22 protein-coding genes and 1 other annotated feature are annotated in these 21,632 nt (G+C 31.4%); of the genes, 9 read left to right on the top strand and 13 right to left on the bottom strand.

The genetic code is table 11. From position 1 onward, the window contains the following. Positions 1-47: 47 nt before the first annotated feature. From ACU68Y_RS07470 to ACU68Y_RS07460, 3 genes are all read right to left on the bottom strand, one after another. Entirely contained in the window at positions 48-251 is a 204-nt protein-coding gene (locus tag ACU68Y_RS07470) for a hypothetical protein (RefSeq protein WP_035110311.1), read from the bottom strand. A gap of 137 nt (positions 252-388) precedes the next feature. Continuing rightward, a complete protein-coding gene (locus ACU68Y_RS07465; protein WP_446755808.1) occupies positions 389-1,204 on the bottom strand; it encodes a hypothetical protein in 816 nt (271 codons plus the stop codon). A gap of 164 nt (positions 1,205-1,368) precedes the next feature. Continuing rightward, positions 1,369-2,193, bottom strand: a complete 825-nt coding sequence (locus tag ACU68Y_RS07460) for a hypothetical protein (RefSeq protein ID WP_002839474.1) — start codon at positions 2,191-2,193, stop codon at positions 1,369-1,371. Between the two features lie 284 nt (positions 2,194-2,477). Between ACU68Y_RS07460 and ACU68Y_RS07455 the strand changes: the two genes are divergently transcribed. The 7 genes from ACU68Y_RS07455 to ACU68Y_RS07425 all read left to right on the top strand — a co-directional run bounded on the left by ACU68Y_RS07455 (position 2,478) and on the right by ACU68Y_RS07425 (position 9,010). Next, positions 2,478-3,647 carry an IS110 family transposase gene (locus tag ACU68Y_RS07455; RefSeq protein ID WP_002838080.1) on the top strand — a complete coding sequence of 390 codons (1,170 nt, stop codon included), beginning with the start codon at positions 2,478-2,480 and terminating at the stop codon, positions 3,645-3,647. A 521-nt stretch (positions 3,648-4,168) separates the two neighbouring features. Continuing rightward, positions 4,169-4,318: a six-cysteine ranthipeptide SCIFF gene (gene scfA, locus ACU68Y_RS07450; RefSeq protein WP_002835215.1), complete on the top strand. Its 150-nt coding sequence runs from the start codon at positions 4,169-4,171 to the stop codon at positions 4,316-4,318. A gap of 149 nt (positions 4,319-4,467) precedes the next feature. Next, positions 4,468-5,826 (top strand): thioether cross-link-forming SCIFF peptide maturase, encoded by a 1,359-nt coding sequence (scfB, locus tag ACU68Y_RS07445; protein WP_002839577.1) that lies wholly within the window; start codon positions 4,468-4,470, stop codon positions 5,824-5,826. Then, the gene (locus ACU68Y_RS07440; protein WP_446755807.1) at positions 5,819-7,063 is read left to right on the top strand and encodes an aminotransferase class V-fold PLP-dependent enzyme; all 1,245 of its coding nucleotides are present in this window, start codon (positions 5,819-5,821) and stop codon (positions 7,061-7,063) included. Before scfB ends, ACU68Y_RS07440 begins: the two co-directional genes overlap by 8 nt. Before the next feature lie 60 nt (positions 7,064-7,123). Continuing rightward, complete coding sequence (locus ACU68Y_RS07435; RefSeq protein ID WP_446755806.1) at positions 7,124-7,480, top strand: GntR family transcriptional regulator; 357 nt, start codon at positions 7,124-7,126, stop codon at positions 7,478-7,480. Then, positions 7,477-8,181 carry an ABC transporter ATP-binding protein gene (locus tag ACU68Y_RS07430; protein WP_446755805.1) on the top strand — a complete coding sequence of 235 codons (705 nt, stop codon included), beginning with the start codon at positions 7,477-7,479 and terminating at the stop codon, positions 8,179-8,181. The genes ACU68Y_RS07435 and ACU68Y_RS07430 overlap by 4 nt, the downstream gene beginning before the upstream one ends. Further along, positions 8,174-9,010, top strand: coding sequence for an antibiotic ABC transporter permease (locus tag ACU68Y_RS07425; RefSeq protein ID WP_316534106.1), 837 nt, complete (start codon positions 8,174-8,176; stop codon positions 9,008-9,010). The genes ACU68Y_RS07430 and ACU68Y_RS07425 overlap by 8 nt, the downstream gene beginning before the upstream one ends. Before the next feature lie 30 nt (positions 9,011-9,040). On the opposite strand, the gene ACU68Y_RS07420 is transcribed toward ACU68Y_RS07425, so the two are convergent. From ACU68Y_RS07420 to pfkB, 6 genes are all read right to left on the bottom strand, one after another. After that, positions 9,041-9,592 carry a chromate transporter gene (locus ACU68Y_RS07420; RefSeq protein ID WP_094202872.1) on the bottom strand — a complete coding sequence of 184 codons (552 nt, stop codon included), beginning with the start codon at positions 9,590-9,592 and terminating at the stop codon, positions 9,041-9,043. Next, positions 9,579-10,142, bottom strand: coding sequence for a chromate transporter (locus tag ACU68Y_RS07415; protein ID WP_446755804.1), 564 nt, complete (start codon positions 10,140-10,142; stop codon positions 9,579-9,581). The genes ACU68Y_RS07420 and ACU68Y_RS07415 overlap by 14 nt, the downstream gene beginning before the upstream one ends. 86 nt (positions 10,143-10,228) lie before the next feature. Then, positions 10,229-11,587, bottom strand: a complete 1,359-nt coding sequence (gene brnQ / locus ACU68Y_RS07410; protein WP_002840845.1) for a branched-chain amino acid transport system II carrier protein — start codon at positions 11,585-11,587, stop codon at positions 10,229-10,231. Between the two features lie 48 nt (positions 11,588-11,635). Next, positions 11,636-11,876: a binding site (T-box leader), on the bottom strand. 131 nt (positions 11,877-12,007) lie between these two features. After that, positions 12,008-12,874, bottom strand: a complete 867-nt coding sequence (gene fba / locus ACU68Y_RS07405; RefSeq protein ID WP_446755803.1) for a class II fructose-1,6-bisphosphate aldolase — start codon at positions 12,872-12,874, stop codon at positions 12,008-12,010. A 52-nt stretch (positions 12,875-12,926) separates the two neighbouring features. Beyond that, positions 12,927-14,798, bottom strand: a complete 1,872-nt coding sequence (locus tag ACU68Y_RS07400) for a PTS fructose transporter subunit IIABC (protein ID WP_446755802.1) — start codon at positions 14,796-14,798, stop codon at positions 12,927-12,929. Continuing rightward, a complete protein-coding gene (pfkB, locus tag ACU68Y_RS07395) occupies positions 14,788-15,711 on the bottom strand; it encodes a 1-phosphofructokinase (protein ID WP_094225892.1) in 924 nt (307 codons plus the stop codon). The genes ACU68Y_RS07400 and pfkB overlap by 11 nt, the downstream gene beginning before the upstream one ends. Positions 15,712-15,781: 70 nt before the next feature. On the opposite strand from pfkB, the gene ACU68Y_RS07390 reads away from it, so the two are divergent. Together ACU68Y_RS07390 and ACU68Y_RS07385 are read left to right on the top strand one after the other, a co-directional pair. After that, positions 15,782-16,420 carry a Maf family protein gene (locus ACU68Y_RS07390; protein ID WP_446755801.1) on the top strand — a complete coding sequence of 213 codons (639 nt, stop codon included), beginning with the start codon at positions 15,782-15,784 and terminating at the stop codon, positions 16,418-16,420. Between the two features lie 11 nt (positions 16,421-16,431). Then, positions 16,432-16,869 (top strand): DUF523 domain-containing protein, encoded by a 438-nt coding sequence (locus tag ACU68Y_RS07385; RefSeq protein ID WP_446755800.1) that lies wholly within the window; start codon positions 16,432-16,434, stop codon positions 16,867-16,869. A 214-nt stretch (positions 16,870-17,083) separates the two neighbouring features. Here ACU68Y_RS07385 and ACU68Y_RS07380 read toward each other — a convergent pair whose 3' ends face one another. The 4 genes from ACU68Y_RS07380 to ACU68Y_RS07365 form a co-directional block, all read right to left on the bottom strand. Further along, a complete protein-coding gene (locus tag ACU68Y_RS07380) occupies positions 17,084-18,109 on the bottom strand; it encodes a YeiH family protein (RefSeq protein WP_012290960.1) in 1,026 nt (341 codons plus the stop codon). A gap of 108 nt (positions 18,110-18,217) precedes the next feature. Continuing rightward, positions 18,218-19,759 carry an ABC transporter ATP-binding protein/permease gene (locus ACU68Y_RS07375; protein WP_002840815.1) on the bottom strand — a complete coding sequence of 514 codons (1,542 nt, stop codon included), beginning with the start codon at positions 19,757-19,759 and terminating at the stop codon, positions 18,218-18,220. Between the two features lie 46 nt (positions 19,760-19,805). Continuing rightward, a complete protein-coding gene (gene lipA, locus ACU68Y_RS07370; RefSeq protein ID WP_446755799.1) occupies positions 19,806-20,669 on the bottom strand; it encodes a lipoyl synthase in 864 nt (287 codons plus the stop codon). Further along, the gene (locus ACU68Y_RS07365) at positions 20,662-21,624 is read right to left on the bottom strand and encodes a lipoate--protein ligase (protein WP_446755798.1); all 963 of its coding nucleotides are present in this window, start codon (positions 21,622-21,624) and stop codon (positions 20,662-20,664) included. The genes lipA and ACU68Y_RS07365 overlap by 8 nt, the downstream gene beginning before the upstream one ends. Positions 21,625-21,632: the final 8 nt, after the last annotated feature.

Here is a 21,632-nt window from a genome sequence, read left to right as displayed (position 1 = left end):
TAAGAATATTCGCTCATTTTTGTTTCCTCTTTTTTACCTTTAAATATTTAGGCTCTTCTTGGGCATTTATCTCTTCCGCCACTGCCACCTACTCTTAATACTTCAAACATAAATAATCTCACCTCCATTGTTAATTTAATCTTATCATATATATTATTTAATGTCAAAAACAGATTTATCCGCCTTGTGATTCGTAATGTTTTATTCCTCTTCTCCACATAAAATAAATTATTGTTGTTTATCTCTATCATAATTCGCTCCATAATTATACTCTCAAATATAATTATAGAACAAATCCTAAAAAAACAATTTCCTTAAACATATGTACAAGAAAAAAGCGCGAAATTAATCGCGCAATTTTTAATTTAAAAACTTATTTAATTGTTTTCTACAACGCTCCAAGTGTTATTAGAAATACTTCGATAAAAAGCAATACGATATATGATTTTTGGAATTTTATCCTTGAACCAAATCCCACAATACAAAATATCGACCACATTTTTACAACATTAACTGTGACCGCAGGATCACTTGCTTGTAGCACAACTTTTATGCTAAGAAATATACTTACCAATAATATTGCGAATTTAAGTACATCTCCAAGTCGAAATAGCGTATCTTTAAATTTGGTGCGGTTATTAAATATTATCTTCCCGTCTGTTGTTACTGCTTTTCCTGAAAAATAATCGTGCAAATCTCCAATAAAATAAATCAAGAAATTAATAATTAGAGAAATACAAACTCCCACATTCAGACTGTTTAACACTAAGTTTGTATTTTGTAACCATAATAAATTCAAAACCACACTAATCACAGAAATAATCAATAATATACTGATAAATGCTACAGATTTTTTTATGGAAACTGCTTGGAGAGCATTTTGCTTTTTTAAAATGGATTCTAACTCCTTATCCGCCTCAGAATTATTTGCAAATACAATATACGTATTATTTTCGTGTATAACTTCAGTTTTATTATTTTTCATTTCTCTGATTTTTTCATCGATATGTTCGTCCAAACGCTTACGCAAAATAGTAAAAGATTTACTTTTTTTATCTTCCATGTGACTAAACTTTAATACATCTAAAAATTCTCCCACTGCGCCACAAAAACTATAGCCTTTTATTGATTGTTCTTCCAAATATTTAGTCAATGCTGGTGTTTCGTAGAATTGATAGTTGTTATAAGTGTTTTTATTTCCCATATATTAACCCCTTTTTTATGCAAAATATTTTACGATAACATTGCTAAAACATTTTTAATTTACCTTTAGATTGGATAATACACTTATATCTTCTTTAAATACATTGTATTTGGCTTGTATTTATTTTTATATCATTTAACATTTAAAAGTATCACTAAAAATTTTTAATAAACTGTAAAATGTTCATAACTAATTTCTGTACGATATTTTCCTGTACATTGGCTATTAGCATAAAACTTATTGACGTATTTATAATCACTGGCTCCTGCTGTGTAAGTTGTATATGAACAACCTATATACTTTGTCTTAGGATTTATGTTAACAATAACATTGTATACATTTCTTGCTACCCCTGCCAATGATACTGCTATTCCTGCATAAGGATTTAATAAACCAATTAATGAAGTTAGAGTTGTAACTGTAAGTTGGTCTAAAGCCTTTCCTAAACTAATATTTTGTTTTTTTGAACTTAAATATTTTTTATAATCTGAAGATTTTAATTTTCCATAGGGAGAAAGAGACTTCACTCCTTCCCAAATTTTTCCAGTTGAAAAATAATTTATGTTTGTATTTTCTTGTTGTACTTCAGTTATTTGAACTTTATAACCATCAAGTATGATACTTCCATCTTTATTGAAAATAATCGTATTACTTTTTTTCCCATCACTAGAGCTTATGATTACGTTTTCATTTCCGTCACATTCTACAGTCACTCTTTCATCAACATTTCCGTAGTGTAGATTATATTCATTTCCAGATTTTCTCACATTTACTCTATTAATAATTGATGTGTCTATATGACATTGGTTTAATTTGTTGATTTCCTCTTCAATTTGTAATGCCTTCGTATTTGAAATCGTCTGTTCCTTCAAAAAGCTTGGTTTCCTTGAATAATAAACTTTTTGATTTAATGAATTATCAGCAAAAACTTCAACTGTTGATAACATAATAAAAGTTAATACCATTAAAAAACTAACAAATCTTTTCATAATGCCCTCCTTATATAATGTATTTAGGTTGTTAAAGGTAACCTATAACCCTTTATCGACTAAGTATTATTCAGTTTTACTGTATAATATTGTTATTAGATAGAGTGTACTCGTCCCCTCCTTGAGATTTAATCTCGTACTTGAAAGAGTGAGTCCTCTAATCTTTTAACTGTTTACGTATAAGTTAGATGTTGACTGATTTTCAGTACTTCGTATCTCCCATAAGGCAGTAACGTTATTAGATTTAGAAGGTTCTATCTAAAATACTTTTTATGAGGTTTCAAATGTTTTATTTAGGTATCGATATTGGTAAAAATACTCATGTTGCTTCATTAGTTGATGACAAGAAAAAAGTTATCTTTAAGGCTTTTTCTTTTTCAAATTCCATTGATGGTGCTGAAAGTTTAATCCTTAAACTAGAAGCTTTCAAAAATGAACTTGAAGTTGGTATGGAAGCTACAGGTCATTATTGGTTATCTCTATACTCATATCTTGTTGAAAAAAACTTTACTGTTCGTGTTATCAACCCTATCCAAACTGACGGTTGGCGACAAGGTATTGAGATTAGAAAGAGAAAAACTGATATTATTGATTCTCTTTTAATAGCTGATCTTCTTAGATATGGAGATTTCGTTGAGACTTCACTTTCTAACGAAGATTATTTGTCTTTGAGGAATCTTTCCAGATTTAGGTCCTACCTTATTTCTTCTATTGGCGATCTTAAAAGAAAAACTATTGCGCTTTTAGATCAAGTTTTCCCTGAATATGCCTCTTCTTTTAGTAATATTTTTGGGAAGACTTCTAAGGAAATTCTTTCAAATTTCTCTACTCCTTCTGATTTTGAGGATATTAATTCTGATGATTTGAATACTTTTCTTGAATCTGTTACTAGGAAAAACTATGCTTCTAAGAAGATTGATGAGCTTTCTAAAAAGGCTTCTTCTTCTTTTGGTATTAATTTCTGTCTGGACTCATTTAGTCTTCAAATCAAAATGCTTATTGAGCAAATTTCTTTTATTCAAAATCAGGTTTCTGATGTTGAGAATGAAATTGAGGTTTTACTTGAAAAACTTAATTCTCCAATTACTACTATTCCAGGTATTGGTTCTGTTAATGCTGCTACTATATTAGGTGAGATTGGTGATATTAAAAGATTTTCTAATCCTTCAAAACTTGTCGCTTATGCTGGTTTGGATGCTAGCGTTTCTCAGTCTGGAGAATATGAATCTACTTACAATCATATGAGTAAAAGAGGTTCTCCTTACTTAAGGCGTGCTCTTTTTCAATCCGCTCTTAGAGCTGAATTTTGTGACCCTGTTTTTTCTGATTATTATCAGAAGAAAATCAGTGAAGGCAAGCATCATTTAGTTGCTACAAACGCTGTTGCTAGAAAGCTTTGTCATACTATTTTTGCTGTCCTTACTAAGAATGAACCTTATCAAGTGCAGAGTTAGTTTTTGCTTAACTGTTTACAAATTTTTGATAAAGGTTCTGTAAATGGCGAGCTTTGCTCGGGCGGAGCCTTTACCATTTACAGGTTCTTTTGAAAAAATTACTATTTAAAAGGCAAAAACTTTACTTACCCTATTTTTAATCTTAAACTTTAGGGTGCTTTTTCATGCTTATTTTTATTCAGTTTTTATCAATATCATTACTTATATTTTCTTTGTTTCACCTCTTGACTTTTAATAGTTAGTCTTTAATAATTAAATGTACTTGTAAACTTAGCTATACTTGTTTAATAAAAACTACCATTTAATCAGATTTAGTAAATATAACAATATTTTGATTTAATATATTTGTATATCCCTCCTAATTTTTATCTAATTCTTTACCACCTCTTTTTTATCTCTTCTTTAATTTTAAAATACTACTTTTTCAATTATTTGTCAATACTTTTTTTGATTATACACCCAAAATATTATTTCTCACATTTTTTCTGAATTTATGATATAATTATTTTGAGGTGAATATTATGGAAAAACATATTAAAACTTTAACACCTAACACTTTGAAAGAATCAGCTTGCAAAGGTGGTTGTGGTGAATGCCAAACATCTTGCCAATCAGCTTGCAAAACTTCTTGCACAGTTGCTAACCAAGAATGTGAAAACGAAAATAGATAATCTTGTTTACATAATGATTGAAGACTTTTAAGTAGACAATCAGATATGCGATTATTAAATTAATGCCACTCTTTTGAGTGGTTTTCGTTTTTTATTGACTTAATTCATAATTTTCTATAAAATAGTACGGTAGCTGAAAGGAGAATTATATGATACATAAATACAAAATGAATGGCCACAACATTGTTTTAGATGTAAACGGTGGAAGTGTCCATGTTTTTGACGACATAAGTTACGATGTACTTGATTATTACAAAGATTTAAGTGCAGATGAAATAGTAGAAAAATTAGCTCAATATCCTGAAGAATCTGTCAGAGATTCTATCAAGGAAATCGGAGAATTGGAAAAAGCGAATATGCTTTTTTCATCAGATGATTATCTTCACATTGAAGATTTCAAAAAGAGAGAACCTGTTTTAAAGGCAATGTGCCTTCACGTTGTTCACGATTGTAATTTGAAGTGCGAATATTGTTTTGCTTCACAAGGTGATTTCGGTGGACACAAAGCTTATATGACTGAAGAAGTCGGCAAGAAAGCTTTGAAATATTTGGTTGACAATAGCGGTTCAAGAAAATTCTTGGAAGTGGATTTCTTCGGTGGAGAACCTTTAATGGATTTCGAGCTTGTGAAGAAATTAGTTAAATACGGCAACGAAATAGCCGAGGAAAAAGGTAAGAAATTCAGATTTACGATAACTACTAATGGTGTTTTATTAGACGATGACAAGATAGATTTTATCAACAAAAATATGCACAACGTTGTTCTTAGTCTTGATGGTAGAAAATCTGTCAACGATAATATGAGAAAAACTTTGAATGATAAGGGCTCTTACGATTTAATCGTTCCTAAATTCCAAAAGCTTATTAAAGGAAGAAAAGGAAAATATTATTATGTTAGAGGAACTTTTACTAAGAAGAATTTAGATTTTTCAGAAGATGTAAAACATTTCAAAGATTTGGGATTTGAATTGTCAAGTATTGAACCTGTTGTAGACAGCGATTATGATGATTACGCTATTACTAAGGAAGATTTAGACACTGTTTTGAATGAATACGAAAAGTTGGCAGTGGAATATGCAAAAGATCAAGTAAATGGTTCTAACTTCAAGTTCTTCCATTTTATGGTGGATTTGACTCAAGGTCCTTGTGTTATTAAAAGAATGCAAGGTTGTGGTGCTGGCTGCGAATACGTTGCAGTAACTCCAGAAGGAGACATCTACCCTTGTCACCAATTTGTCGGCAACGAAAAATTCAAAATGGGCAATATTTTAGATGAAAATCTAACTTTACCAGAAGATATGCGTGAAGAATTCTTGCATTGTCACGTATTTACAAAAGAAGATTGCAAAAATTGTTGGTGCAAATTCTACTGTTCTGGTGGTTGCCATGCAAATGCGTACAATTTTAATAATGATATTTACAAGCCATACGAATTGGGATGCGCAATGCAAAAGAAACGTACTGAATGTGCAATTATGGTTGAAGTGGAGAAAATGTTGAATGCGTAATTTGTATGATAATCTTATAAATAGAAAAGAAAAAGTAAGCTTTCATATGCCTGGCCATAAGGGCAAGATGTTGGAAGGAATGAACGATTTTCTTGAAAATATTTTAAAGATTGATGTAACGGAATTATCTGATACAGATGATTTGTACCATGCAAATAATATTATAGCTGAGGGCAGGAATAATCTTGCCCTTTTTTCACATGCAAAAAAATCAATGTATCTTGTAAATGGTTCAACCTCTGGTATCGTCGCAAGTATAATGAGCGTATTAGATGAAAACGACAAAATTTTGGTAGAGAAAAATTGTCACAAATCTGTAATCAACGGCGTACGACTTGCTCGTGGAAAATCTGTGGAGATCGACTGTGATGGAGTGTGTGAACAAGAAGTTTTAATAGAAAATTTGAAAAAAGATTCATCTATCAAAGCAGTTCTTATAACACGCCCCAATTATTATGGGATTTATCAGCCTATCGAAAAACTTGTAGAATACTGCCACGAAAATAATATCAAGATTATCGTAGACGAAGCACACGGAACGCATTTTGCGCTGGACTGTTTCGACAAAAATGCAATGCAACTAGGTTGTGATATTTCTATTAATTCGTATCACAAAATGATGCCTGCATTCACACAAACTGCTGCGATTAATTTCAACTGTGAAGATGAATTGATAGATAAAACTCTGAGTAATCTACAAATGATTATGACATCTTCCCCATCGTATATTTTCATGACATCTGTAGAATATGCAATTGATTATTGTACCAAAAATAAAAGCAAATACGCTGAATTAAAAGAAATAATAGATTGGTTTTATAGTGAGATTGAAGGCTTAGATTATATAAGAAAAGCTCCTATTCAAAAAAATTGCAAGAGAGATTTTACAAGAATTGTCCTTCAATGTGACAATCCAAATGATGTGAATGAGCATTTGATAAAAAACGGAATTTATATTGAAATGATAGACGACAAAAATCTCGTTTTGATTTCAACGATTGCAGATGAGAAAAAAGATTTCGAAATCTTGCTTGAAGCTCTTCGTTCATATAAAAAATCAGACTCTACGAAAACTTATAAAACGTACGATTATTTACTAAACAAAATAATCGCCAATGATATCGTGATTTATCCACCAGGAAAAATTTTCGCCAAGAAAAATTCTATAATTAATCAAGAACAAATCGATGAGCTGAACGATTTATCATCAAAGGGCGTAAATATTTTATTAAAATAGGTTGACTTTTTTATTGTAACGGTGTATTATTGTTATAGAACAGATGAGAAAGGAGATAATATGCAATTTGATGATAATAAGCCTATCTACATTCAAATCGTAGATTATTTTAAATACAAAATAATTAGGCAAGAATTAAAGTCTTCCGATAAAATTCCTTCTGTAAGAGAAACTGCGAAAGAATTAAACGTAAATCCCAACACAGTTCAACGTGCTTATGCAGAGTTGGAAAGCTGTGGAGTTACTATGAGTAAACGAGGACTTGGTTCGTTTGTAGATGTGGACGAAGATAAATTAAAAGCTTTGAAAAATGATATGGCAGAACAATTGATAGATGATTTCTTAAACGAAATGTATCAGATGAATATGCCGAAAGAAAAACTAATGGAACTAATAGATGAAAGGTGGACAAAATGAGCGTACTCGAAATAAAAAATTTGTCGAAAAAATACGGCAACAAACAAGCACTTAATGATGTATCATTTACAGCCGAAAAAGGAGAAGTCATCGGACTTCTAGGTCCAAATGGTTCTGGCAAGACAACTTTAATCAAAATTTTAGCTGGAATAATAAAAAAATACGAAGGCGAAGTTAAAATTGATTCACAAAATGTTAATTACAAGACAAAAGAATTCGTAAGTTATTTGCCGGATCGATTTTTTCTAGACCCTAACCTTACAATCGCCCAAACACAAGCATTGTTCGAAGATTTTTATTCCGATTTTGATGCAGAAAAATTCACTAACTTTATTGAACAAATGAGTTTGGACAAGAAAATGAAAATTAGCAATCTATCAAAAGGTATGACTGAAAAGTTGAACTTGGCACTTGTGTTATCACGTCACGCTAAGCTTTTCATTATTGATGAACCAATCGCAGGAGTTGACCCTGTAGCTCGTGAACAAATTTTGGATGCAATCATTGATAACATCGACCCTGATTCCACTCTAGTGATTACTACTCACTTGGTTAGAGACATTGAAAGAATTTTCGACAGAGTAATAATGCTCAACAAAGGTTCTGTGGAATTAAATGATAGCGTAGAAAATTTGAGATCAACTTACAACAAAGGCATTGAAGATGTGTACAAACAAATTTTTGGAGGTCACCATGCTTAAACTTTTAAAACACGATTTAAAAAACAACTTGAAATTATGTTTGATATCATTACTAGTAGGATTGTTGGGAAACAGCTTCTTATATGCATTATTTAAAAATTCAATAATGACAAATACTCAAACATTGGGATTTGTAGAAATGCTTTTCTTGATTTTATGTATACTTGCAGTTTTTGGAAGTTTCTTGGCATTGATTGTGCAAATTGTCATGGTGTTCAGACGAGATTACTATTCCGACAGAGGATATTTGATGTTCACCCTTCCAGTTAGAAGCAACGACATTTTAATGAGTAAATTATTATTCGCTCTTATTTGGACAGTAATATTTGCCGTAGCTTTTTCCTTGATAAACTTCTTGGGAATGTATTTTATCGGTGAATCGAAATTCTTAGAAATGATTAAATTGGCATTTAATAATCCATACTTTACGATTTCTCCATTTACGTTTATACTTTTGACAGTATATTTTATTATAAGTACATTTATAGGATATATCGTAATGTATTTCTCAATAGTTGCTACAAAATCATTGTTCCCATCAAACAAAACTGGTTACTCATGGATTATAATTATGATTGTGATCAACGTGGTTATATCTCTAATCGACCAAGAAATATTCACAAGATTCCCTTATCTAATCTCATATGTAGGTGAAGGAATCGTAAATGCTAGCGAATTAATAACGCTAAAAAATTCAGATACAATTACAATGAGTACGTTCACAAAAATAATGGGAATACCTATTTCAAGTACTATTATTTGGATATTGACAGGTCTTGGCTTATACCAAGCATCAATTAAAATGATGGACAACTCAATAGATATTTAAACTACAAAAAGCCTCATAGTGAGGCTTTTTTTAAATTACAAATTGATATATTAGTCCTATCGTTGCGCACACGCCGATTATCTTAATGATAGAAACTTTTTTATAATACATTACAAATCCTACAAAAAATGAAATTACAGCTACAACGTTTATGTTTGTCGTATTAAATGTGCCGTTAAACACTGCCGATTCGAACAAATCGATAAATGCAATGAATATCAGTGCTGCAACTGCAGGTTTGATTCCTTTTAATATATAATCTAGAAACTTTAATTCTTTTCCCGAGAAAATCAACTTAGACAATGGAAGCAGAATGATTAACGCCGGAAACACCAATCCAGTAGTTGCTACAACAGCGCCCAGCACGGAATATATTTTCATTCCAACAAATGTCGCGGAATTGATTGCTATCGGTCCTGGAGTCATTTGCGAAATCGTAAGTACGTCTGTCAATTCTCGAAGACTAATCCATTGATTTTCATTTACGACAAAATTTGTGATAAGCGGAAGTGTTGCATATCCTCCACCAAAAGCAAACAATCCAACTTTAAAAAACACCCAGAATAATTTAATCAAAATCATATTTGCCACCTACAATCTTTGAATACATTACTCCGATACAAGCGCATGCAAGTAAAATTATCGCAACATTTATGTTAAATACAAATCCCATTACAAATGCTAAAATCATTATTCCAATTCCAAGTGCCCTGTCTTTTTTCAAATTTGATTTCGCCAAATCAACAACAGTTAAAAGTAATATCGCACTGATTGCTCCACTCATACTAATAAGCATCATATTGATAAATAGATTATCGTGAATTTTGTTGTAAATCAAACTTACAATCGAAATAATAACCAAGCACGGAAGTGTTGCTGCAAGTACACTTGCAATTGCTCCTTTTGTTTTGTTTATCCTGTATCCCAATAAAATTGATGTATTAATAGCCATTGCTCCTGGACAACTTTGTGCCAAGGCGATTATCTTCATCATTTCGTCGTCGTCAATTATTTTTTTATTCTTAACAAACTCATCTCTAATAATAGGTACTATTGTATACCCTCCGCCAAATGTTACGGCATTAATTTTCAGAAGAGTTTTAAATAAATCAATGTTTTTCAAATTTATCACCTAGATAATATTATCCTATACAATAAAATTTTTTTCAAATTAAAAAGCATAATCTCGTTAAAAGATTATGCTCATAAATTTTTTGTTTATTGGTTTTCCAATTCTAATTCCAAGTTTTCTTTTTTAGATGATAAAAATCTAACCAAAACACATCCTACAAACATTGTGAAAAATGCTGGTATTACCCACACCATTCCTTCTTTATAAAGTGGCAAACTATTCAAGAAACTATTGGCAGCACCTATAGATATTTTGTTTGCTTCAAGCGTATTTGCAACTGTGCTAACTACGCTTACAAAAACTGTAACATATGAAGTCCATTTGTAAACTGCTGTTGATTTCTTGAATAGATTTTCACTTAATGATAAAACTATTAGAACCAAACTTACTGGATATATTGCAGATAAAACTGGCACTGATAATTTAAGTATTGTATTCAATCCAAAATTGCTTACAACAAGTGCTGTCACTGTCCACAATGTCGCCCATTTTCTGTAAGTCATTTTATTAGTCAATTCGTAAAAATATTGGCTTACAGATGTTATAAGACCTATACAAGTTGTAAGGCATGCTAATGTGAATATAGACGCTAATAAAACCGCTCCGAATGATCCAAATGTATATCTTGTAACATTTGTCAATATTTCTGCTCCGTTTGTAGTTTTAGGGAATAATCCCGCAGTAGAATATCCCACAAATGAAAGCATTGCATATATTAATACTAGGAATGTAGCAGCAACTACTCCTCCCTTTTTTGTGTAAGCTAATACATCTTTATCGTCGTTGATATTCATTGCTCTTATTGCCAAACTGATTACCAACCCGAAATTAAGCGCTGCTATTGTATCCATAGTGTTGTATCCTTCCAAAAATCCTGTAAAATGAGGTGAGTTCATGTATGCTTGTGATGGATTTAATGGCATGAAAACTTTCTTGGATAAAACTCCCACGAATAATAATGTTATCAAAGTTAAAAGTGCTGGTGTCAAAAATTTTCCTGAACGTTTTACTATTTTTTTAGGATTTAGAGCTAGCCAATAAGCACATCCAAAAAACGCACATGTGTACAAAAATCTCGCTAAATTCACATTAAATGATTCTGGCAAGTATGGCTTAAAAGCCATTTCAAATGGAAGTGTCGCAGCTCTTGGAATTCCAAGTCCAGGTCCTATTGATAAGTATATTAACATAGGGAAAATTAAAGCAAACATCGGTGACACTTTTTTTGCTAAATTTGTCAAACCTTTTGTTTTCGCTACAACTAATGTCCCTAAAATTGGAAATACAACTGCTGTTATGCAGAAAAACGACAAACTAATCCAAACTTTTCCTCCCGATAACTTACCTAACATTGGAGGGAATATTAAATTTCCTGCTCCAAAAAACATCCCAAACAACATCAAACTAACTGTCAGCATTTCTGCTCTGGTTAAACTCTTTTTCATTCATATCCTCCTAATTTTCCAATAAAAAAATCCTCTATCTCATAAGAGATAAAGGACGAATAATCGCGGTACCACCTTTGTTCCTGTAAATATTATGCATATTTACAGACGCTTAGTATATCTATCAATATACGGTTTTGGTAACGATGTGCCTCAACGGGTACACTTACTTTTTTCAGCATACCAGTAATAGAAGATGATTTTCATAATGATATTTACGCTATTTCTCACCAAACAATAGCTCTCTGAACTAAATGATTCATTATTACTCTTTCTTCAACTTTTGAATTAATATAATAATATATTAAACTTTATTTTTTTGTTTGTCAAGTATTTTTTATATTTTTTTAATTTTTTTATTGTTTTAATCAAAAAGCTGAATCTAAATTAATAGATTCAGCTTGAATTCTGATTTTTAAATTAGTTTGCTTTGTCAATTGATCCAAAAATTTCCATTTTTTCTTTAACTTTTGCTTTGATTGCTTCGTAACCTGGCTTCAAAACTTTTCTTGGATCGAATCCTTTCTTTTCTTTATCTTTGTTTTCTTCAAAATATTTTCTAGTTGCTTCCGTAAATACGATTTGGCATTCAGTATTTACATTGATTTTGGATACTCCAAGGCTGATTGCTTCTTTGATCATGTCAGTTGGAATTCCTGTTCCACCATGAAGAACTAGAGGCATTTCTCCGATTTCTCCCTTGATTTCTCCAAGAGCATTGAAGTCCAATCCTTTCCAGTTTTTTGGATAAACTCCATGGATGTTACCAATTCCTGCTGCCAAGAAATCTATTCCTAATTCAGAAATTCTCTTACATTCATTTTTGTCGGCGATTTCTCCTTGACCGATTACTCCGTCTTCTTCACCACCAATTGAACCAACTTCTGCTTCAACGCTGATTCCTTTTGAATGCGCAAGTTCAACTATTTCTTTTGTTTTTTCTATATTTTCATCGATTGGATATTTAGAACCATCAAACATTACTGAAGTAAATCCTGCTTCTATACATTTTTTTGCACCTTCGAATGATCCGTGGTCTAAGTGGATTGCTACAGGAACTGTTATATTTAATTCTTCAATCATTCCTTTAACCATTCCTACAACTGTTTTATATCCACCCATGTATTTTCCAGCGCCTTCGCTAACTCCCAAAATAACTGGTGAGTTGTTTTCTTGTGCTGTTTCCAAAATAGCTTTAGTCCATTCTAGGTTGTTTATATTGAAATGACCTACTGCGTATTTTCCTTTTAATGCATCTTTTAACATTTTGTCTGCTGCTACTAACATAATTTCCTCCTTGAAAATCTGAAAATTTGTAAATTACAATAATATTATAACATTATTCTGCTTTTTGTTTCCACAATCCATAAATGATTGCTGAAACCAAAGATCCAACCGCTACGGATAAAACGAAGAACAATGCTTTGTCTACAGATTCCATAGCTGGTAAAATGAATATTCCTCCGTGTGGTGCTGGAGATTTTATTTCAAATGCTTGCGTAAGTCCACCTGCAATTGCACTACCTATTACAGATGACACAATTACTCTCAATGGATCTTTTGCTGCAAATGGAATAGCTCCTTCTGTGATAAATGATGCACCCAAAATATAATTTGTGATTGCTGATTTTTTTTCTTTTTCGTCAAATTTATTTTTAAATAGACTAGATGCGATGGCTATTGCAAGCGGTGCAACCATACCACCTGCCATTGTAGCTGCCATGAATGCTCCGTTGCCAGTATCTGTGAAGACTCCGATGGAGAAAGTATAGCTTGCTTTGTTAACAGGACCACCCATATCCACACTCATCATCGCTCCGAGCAATGCTCCAAGTAAAATTGAGTTTGTAGTTCCCATATTTGCCAAAAATCCGTTGATTGTTTTATTGATTACAGTAAACACTGGAGATATTACAAAAATCATACCCAAAGATGTGAGAAGCAACCCAAATACTGGGAAGATCAACATTGGTTTAGTTCCTTCGAGAGATTTGGGAAGATTTCTAGTAATTTTCTTCAAGAATAAAATAACATAACCTGCTAAGAAACCACCTAACAGTCCTCCCAAAAATCCTGCACCTTGACCTGCAATGAAACCTGCAACCATACCAGGCATCAATGCTGGTCTATCGCCAATACTCATAGCAATATATCCTGCCAAAATTGGAATCAAAAATCCAAATGCGGCCTTGCCACCTACGGAGAATAAATTGTAAATTGGTGAAGTGTCCGAGAAAAATCTTTCAACTAAAAATGACAACGCCAATAAAATTCCACCACCAACTACAAATGGCAACATATGACTTACACCATTCATAATATCTTGGTATAATTTTGATTTCCAATTTGTCGTTTCTTCTTCAACTTCTTTTGATTGTGATTCATCTGCGTGATAAATCTTCGCTTTTCCGTCAACTATTTTTTGAATCATATCTTTTGGATTTCTAATCGCATCGGAAACAGGACATTCAATCACATTCTTGCCGTTAAAACGTGAAGTTTCTACTTTTCTATCAGCAGCAATTATAATTCCCGTAGATTTTTCTATATCATCAGCGTTTAATTTGTTCTTAATACCATCAGATCCGTTTGTTTCTACCTTGATGTCAACTCCCATTTTAGATGCTTGTTCTTTTAAAGCTTCTTCCGCCATATAAGTGTGTGCAATTCCCGTAGGACATGCAGTTACAGCTAGAATGAATGGTTTTTCTGTATAAATCGAGCTAGTTTCTACTGGTGCTACTTTCGGCTCAGATTCTTCTGCATAATCATCAATAGTTTTGTAAACATCTTCTGGAGTTTCTGATGCTTTTAATCTATCTATAAATCCTTCTTTCAATAAAAGCTTGGACAATTTCGCCAAAGTTTCAATGTGCATTTGGTTTTGTCCTTCAGTTGCGGCAATCATGAAAAATATATAAGTATCTTCTCCATCCAACGCTTCATAATCAACACCAGTTGTACTTCTCGCAAACACAATCGCAGGTTTATTGACTGCAGATGTTTTTGCATGAGGCATAGCGACCCCTTCTCCAAGTCCTGTTGAAGATTCCAACTCTCTTTTCATAATTTCAGATCTAAATTTTAGTACGTCATTAATAACATTCTTTTCGTACAATTTTTCAATCATCTCATCTATAACATCTTTCTTTGTTGTAGATTTAAGATTCATGATCATTAGATCTTTTGAAAGCAAATCTTTAATTTCCATTATTTTCCCCCATATTTATTATTTTTAATTTGCCAAAAATTTCATCTATTTGATCCTTTTCTCCCATATCGTATGAGAAAACTGTCGCAGTCGCACTAGCTACTGCCATTTTGAACATATCTTCTTCACTCATTTCGTTCAAATAAGCGTAGATAAATCCAGCAACCATACTATCTCCAGCACCAACGCTGTTGATAACTTCTCCTTTTACAATTGGAATGTAAAAAGAATTATTCGCACTCACAAAAATCGCACCATCACTTCCCAAAGAACAAATCACATTCTCTGCTTTTGGAATCATAGTTGATTTTATATAAGAAATTATTTCTTCTTTTGAATTGAACTTTTCTCCATAAATTTCTTCTAATTCTTTTTGATTAGGTTTGAGCAACAAAGGATGATAATCTAAGCTTTTCAATAATACATCGCCTGTAGTATCCAAGGTAAATCTAGTATGTGGTGATAATTTTTTTATCATTTCAATGTAGATATCCTTGTTCATATTCGCTGCTACAGATCCAGAAAAAGATACTATTCCACCATCAATTCCAGAAAGTTTTTCGTAAAAATCTTCCAATTCTTGTTGTGAGATGTCTGGCCCTGGTGCGTTAACTTCTGTTTCTAAATCCATCTTTAATTTTACATTAATTCTGTTATTTCCTTTAACTTTAGTAAAATCGTGGAGAATTCCAAGCTCATCTAATAATTTTTCGATGTAATCTCCTGTAAATCCTCCCAAAAATCCAATATTTTGGGTTTCTACATTCAAATTATGTAGCAATTTGCTAACCATAATTCCTTTACCACCAGCGTAAAGTTCAGTAACTTTCGCTCTATTAGTTTCTCCAAATTCTAAATCATTCAATCGCATTATGTAATCAATCGAAGGATTTAATGTCACTGTATATATCATATAATCACCACATTATATATACCCATTTGACACATTAATAAAAAGATAAGAAAATATATTTGGTGATAAAATGAAATACGTAAAAAATATTACAAAAATCGGAAAATTAGACAAATTTAATAACGTAATTTTGGTGAGCAAATCTCCAAGAAGAAACGAATTATTGAAAAATATTTGTGAATTTGAAAGCACTTCAACAGATATTGACGAGAGAAAAATAGAAAAGTTAGCTTATGAAAAATATAAAGATAGAGAAATCATAGAAAAGCTTGCACTTGTTTGCTGCGAAATTTCCAAAGCAAAAATTCTTCCATTAGAATTAAAAGAAGACACGCTTTACATTTCTTCGGATACAATTGTGATTAATGATGGAAAAATTTTGAACAAACCAAAAAATTACAACGAAGCGTTGGATATGCTAACATCCTATCTTGGAAAAATTCATAAAGTTGTAACGTCTGTTTGTTTGAAATCAAAAAATTACGAAGAAATATTCTACACTTACAGTAACGTAAAATTTTCAGAAAAAACAGATAAAAATATCCAATTAATCAAAGAATACATTGACGAAGGCACAGTCTACGACAAAGCTGGTGCATACGGAATTCAGGATTTAAATCCAGTTTTGATAGATTATATCGAAGGTGATTTGAACACAATTATAGGCCTTCCTGTAAGTGAAATTAACAAAAGGATTTGCAAAAATTAAAGGAGACAAATATGCAAAATATTTTAATTAGTGCTTGTTTGTTGGGCGTTGATTGTAAATACAACGGATCCAATAACAAATTAGACGATGAAATTATCAATCTACTAAAAGAAAAATACAATTTAATTCCAGTGTGTCCAGAAATTATGGGTGGAATGCCTACTCCAAGAAATCCTATTGAGATTAAGGATGGGAAAGTTTTTGATTATGATGGAGAAGAATTTACAAAAGAATTTGAAAAAGGAAGTGAAGAAGTTTTGAAGTTAGCGAAGTTATACGACACTAAAATTGCCATTTTAAAAGAAAATTCTCCATCGTGTGGGTCGAATTACATTTACGATGGAACTTTTAATCATCAAAAAATAAAAGGCATGGGAATTGCTGCTCTTAAACTTTCAAAAGAAAATATAAAATTATTTAGCGAAGAAAATGTTAAAATATTACTGTAAAATATAAAAATATTACTATTTGTTTGATTTTTTTAATTTGATAACCATTTTTAGTTGACAAATTAAAAAACCGTAGTATAATGATAATAGATATCAATTTATATCAAACAAACCCCTTGTAAGATAAAATTGTACTTAAGAATCACGGCTCCCCCTAAAGCCGTGATTTTTTTTCATGAAAAAAGCTACGCAAAATTTTTGCGTAGCTTTTATGCTATATTAGTCCGAGTGCAAATTGCATTGCAATTGAAACTATAGTGATTCCTATCCAGCAACAAAATCCAAGTAGGATTGGTTTGCCGCCTGTTTTTATCAATTTTACAATATCTGTTTTAAATCCAATTGCAGCCATTGCCATTACAATGAAAAATTTAGACAATTCTTTTAATGGATTAAAAACTTTCGCATCTACTCCCATTTTCAAAGCAACTGTAGTTATAATACTTGCAAGAATGAAATACAAAATAAACATAGGAAATATTTTTTTGAGTTCAACTTTTTCTGATTGTTCTTGTTTTTTAGTTCTCAAATACGACAATACCAAAGTGATTGGAATAATCGCCAAAGTTCTAGTCAATTTTACAGTAACAGCTTTGTCCAATGTTTGTGTTCCCAAATTGTACAATCCATCCCAAGTTGCGGCTGCCGCTGTTACTGATGATGTATCATTAACCGCAGTTCCCGCAAAAATTCCGAACGCTTCTCCAGAATGAGTGGAAAATCCAATCACACTTCCCAACAACGGGAAAATCAAAGCCGCAATTACATTGAAGAAAAATATTACAGAAATTGCTTGTGCAACATCTTCATCGTCAGCTTCTATTACTGGAGCAGTTGCTGCAATTGCAGATCCACCACAAATTGATGATCCAACTCCTACTAATATCGCAATGTTTTTCGCAATATTCATTTTCTTTGCAAGTACATAAGAAATAATTAAAGATGTGGAAATAGTTAGTATAATTATTGGCAATGATTGTTTTCCAGTTTCCATAACAACCGCCAAATTCATTCCAAATCCAAGTAAAATTACTGCGTATTGCAATATTTTTTTAGATGCAAATTTCATTCCGACTTCAAATTGTGATTTGTCTTTAATAATATATCCCATAACAATCCCAACCAAAATAGCTAGGACTGCCCCACCAATTACAGGGAATTTCTTGCCCAAAAAATGGCAAGGAATAGCTATTAAAAGACAAAGCAATAATCCTTTATAATTTTTATTTAACCAATTCATAATTCCTCCAAATTTTTAATTACTTATATATTTTAACTCAAAAATTTTTCTTGTAAAGTATAAAAATCAAAAAAACACCACGATAAATAATTTACCGTGATGTTTGAATTATTCTTGAACTAGCAAATAGTCGCTGTCAATATTTTTAACATACAATACTTCGTCAAATTTTTCCTTGATAAATGGATTAACGTCCTTAGCACAGTAGATTGATCCATTGAATCTCAAAATGAAATCTTCAAGCAAAATATTTCCCGTATTTTCGTCCAAATTTTCAAATAAATTAACCACCATATTAAATTCAGAATCTTGATTGATTATTCTCTTGTATCTAATCAAATTCTTGTCTCTATCACTGTATTCAGAATATCTTTGTTTTGAAGTCAATTCTTCATCGAATATGCTTAATAACGGTGGAATTTTTTTATCAGCAAATGAATTGAACAATGTAACATTGTTTCTAAAATCAGTATCGAAAATATAACTTTCATCATACGTTACTAGCATGTTTGATGACAAATCAAACTCCTCGATAGGCTCGTTATTGACTAAAATCATTCCACTTTGTGGAGACAATGTCTGAATGAATGATTTAGCTAGTAAGTTTACAACTTCTTCATTCTCACAAATAATTAAGTATTTTTTATCAGTATTAAATGTGTAGTTGATTTTAACTTTAACATTTGAAGAATACAATTTTACATCTCTAAACTCAATGTCTTTTATGTGTTCGATGATTTTATCTGATTTTTCTTGATTGCCAAAAATTTCTTCCATTTCGAAAACTTTATCTTCAGATTGCACAATCATGGATCTTTCTTTTACGATTTTTTTAATCATGTGATACAACAACATGATTGAACTGATAAGTATTATAATTTCACCAGTTTTTATTTCTGGTGATTTGATAATATAAATCAAACTGATTATAAAATACAATCCAATAAACAATAATTTTAGGTTGTATTTCGTGAGTTCTTCCTTGTCAAGATCCATAACTTTTTCTGATATATCTTCAATTAGTTTGCTGTGAACAACTTCAAGAGCTTTGTTTGCTTTTGAGTTAATAACTTTCTTGGAGTTTAACATATCATCAAGAAAGTAAACGTATTTTTTTCTTAAATTTGATGTATTTATTTTCTTTTCTATTATTGATTTGTCGATTCTCACATTAATTAAACTGAAAATCAACACTCCAACTGTTATAATTGACACTGGAACAAATGATACGCAATATCCTGTTGTAACAAAAACTGCAATCAATAAAATTGTATCGGATATTAATTCCAATGTCGGAATAATGTAGTATTCTTTTAAGTAAAGTGATGTCGATGTTATGTCGTTCGAAAAAGTTTTTTCTTTTTGTTGTATTTCATAAAAGTTTTGTGAAATCACATTGTGGAACAAATCTTGCTTGAAACCTTCTACAAAAGAAAGTCCCATGTTGTAGATTGTTCTGTCCTTGAGATAATTTAATCCTGAAAACAAAATCAATGAAACACTAATAACAATCAATGATAAGGTTTTGTTTTCAATTTCAAATAATCTTTTGGTAAATACTATCGCCACCGACATGAAACACGACAACAAAATCGTCAGTAAAATTTGCACCAGCAAATTGATTTTTTCTCTAAAAATATACTTGTTCATACTTTCCCTCTTATAATACAAAATAGAGCTTTCGCCCTATTTTGCATTACTCATTTTCTTTTTTCTCCAATGATTTAAATACATTGCCCGCATTATAAGAACTTCTTACAAATGGGCCGCTCTCAACGTGTTTAATTCCTATTGATTCACCGTATTTTTTGAATCCGTCAAATTCTTCTGGAGTAACATATCTGTCCAACTTTGCATGGTTCAATGTTGGCATCAAATATTGTCCAATTGTAACTATATCTACTTTTAGTTCGTTCAACTTATCTAACATTTGATGAACTTCTTCGTTAGTTTCGCCAAGTCCAACCATAAATCCTGATTTAGTTACAAGACCTTTTTCTTTTGCATATCTCAAAACTTCAAAAGAATTATCCAAGTTACCTTGAGGTCTCATTTCTTTGAAGATAGAACGAACTGTTTCAACGTTGTGATTTAATACATCTGGCCTTTCATCAAAAACAATATCCAACAATTCATGCTTTGCGTGCATATCAGGAATCAAAACTTCTACTAATGTTCCTTCATTGTATTTTCTAATTTCCTTGATAACATTCTTGAATTGAGTTGCACCTTCGTCTTTTAAATCGTCTCTGTCAACTGAAGTGATAACAGCGTATTTCAAACCTAATTTTTGCACAACTTTTGCAACATTTTCAGGTTCTTTTTCATCAACAACTCTTCCTCTTCCAGTAGTTACGTTGCAATATCTACAATTTCTAGTACAAATATCTCCTAAAATCATAAATGTAGCAGTACGAGATTCGTAGCATTTCATTCTGTTAGGACAATTTGCTTCCTTGCAAACCGTGTTCAATTCAAATCCATCTACTAAACTTTCTACTTCGTGAAGGTTTTGGCTACCTTCAATCTTTATTCTCATCCATTTTGGTTTTCTAATCAAATATATCACCTAAAAACACTTTCTCATCCATTCCAACAATGTATTCTCCAATATTAACATCTTTCAAAACATTGTGGAAACCATCTATTGTCATATCCTTTCCAACAAACATATCACAAAATTCTGAAATATCTTTGTTTGAGAAGAAATCTCCTTCTATTTTGAAACTATCAATCAAATTATCCTTGATGTTGTAGCTATACTCCACAACTCCAAACTTGTGTTTTCTTTGATAATTTGCAGTAGTTTCTCCTTTTGAGTAAATAAATTCTTCATTTTTAAATAAATCGATGTATTTATTCACTTCTTCTTTTTCAGAATCGTTAAGCACGTATTCTTCTAAGTTATTATCTTCAATGATACCGTTTTTAATTTTATTGAAAAACTCATCGTATTCCATATCAATCATATCATTAATAGTTGTGATTCTGGATTCTACAGATTTGATGGCTTTTCCTTCGAATTTTATTTTTTGCGGAGTAAGTGAATGCATCATTTTTTCGACACCAATATCGAAAAGAATTGTACCATGATGAACAACCATGCTGTTTTTCATATATTGTGCGTTACCACTTATTTTCTTACCGTCAATCAAAATATCATTTCTTCCGCTGAATTCTGGATTAAGTCCCATTTTTTTCATTTGATTGATTATCATGTTTGCAAAATGTTTGAAATCATTTGCGTAGTTTTGACTTTCAATAAAAGTGTATTGCATATTTTTTTCATCAGTATATATGCAGCCACCGCCAGACAATCTACGAACGAGATTAATCCCATTTTCTTCAGCATACTTCAAGTTAATTTCTCTGTAAATGTTTTGATTTTTGCCTAGTAGAATTGAATCCTTATTTCTCCACAAAATAAACACTGGAATGTTGTGCTTTGCAAAAAAATATTCAACCGCAAAATTGTAATACGGATCTACGCTGTCATTATTAAAATAATATTTCATTTATCTCC

It is taken from the genome of Finegoldia sp. P1-F-LS (assembly GCF_052932205.1).
Note: the sequence above shows the minus strand (reverse complement) of the source record. Positions and strands in the feature narration are given on the sequence as shown.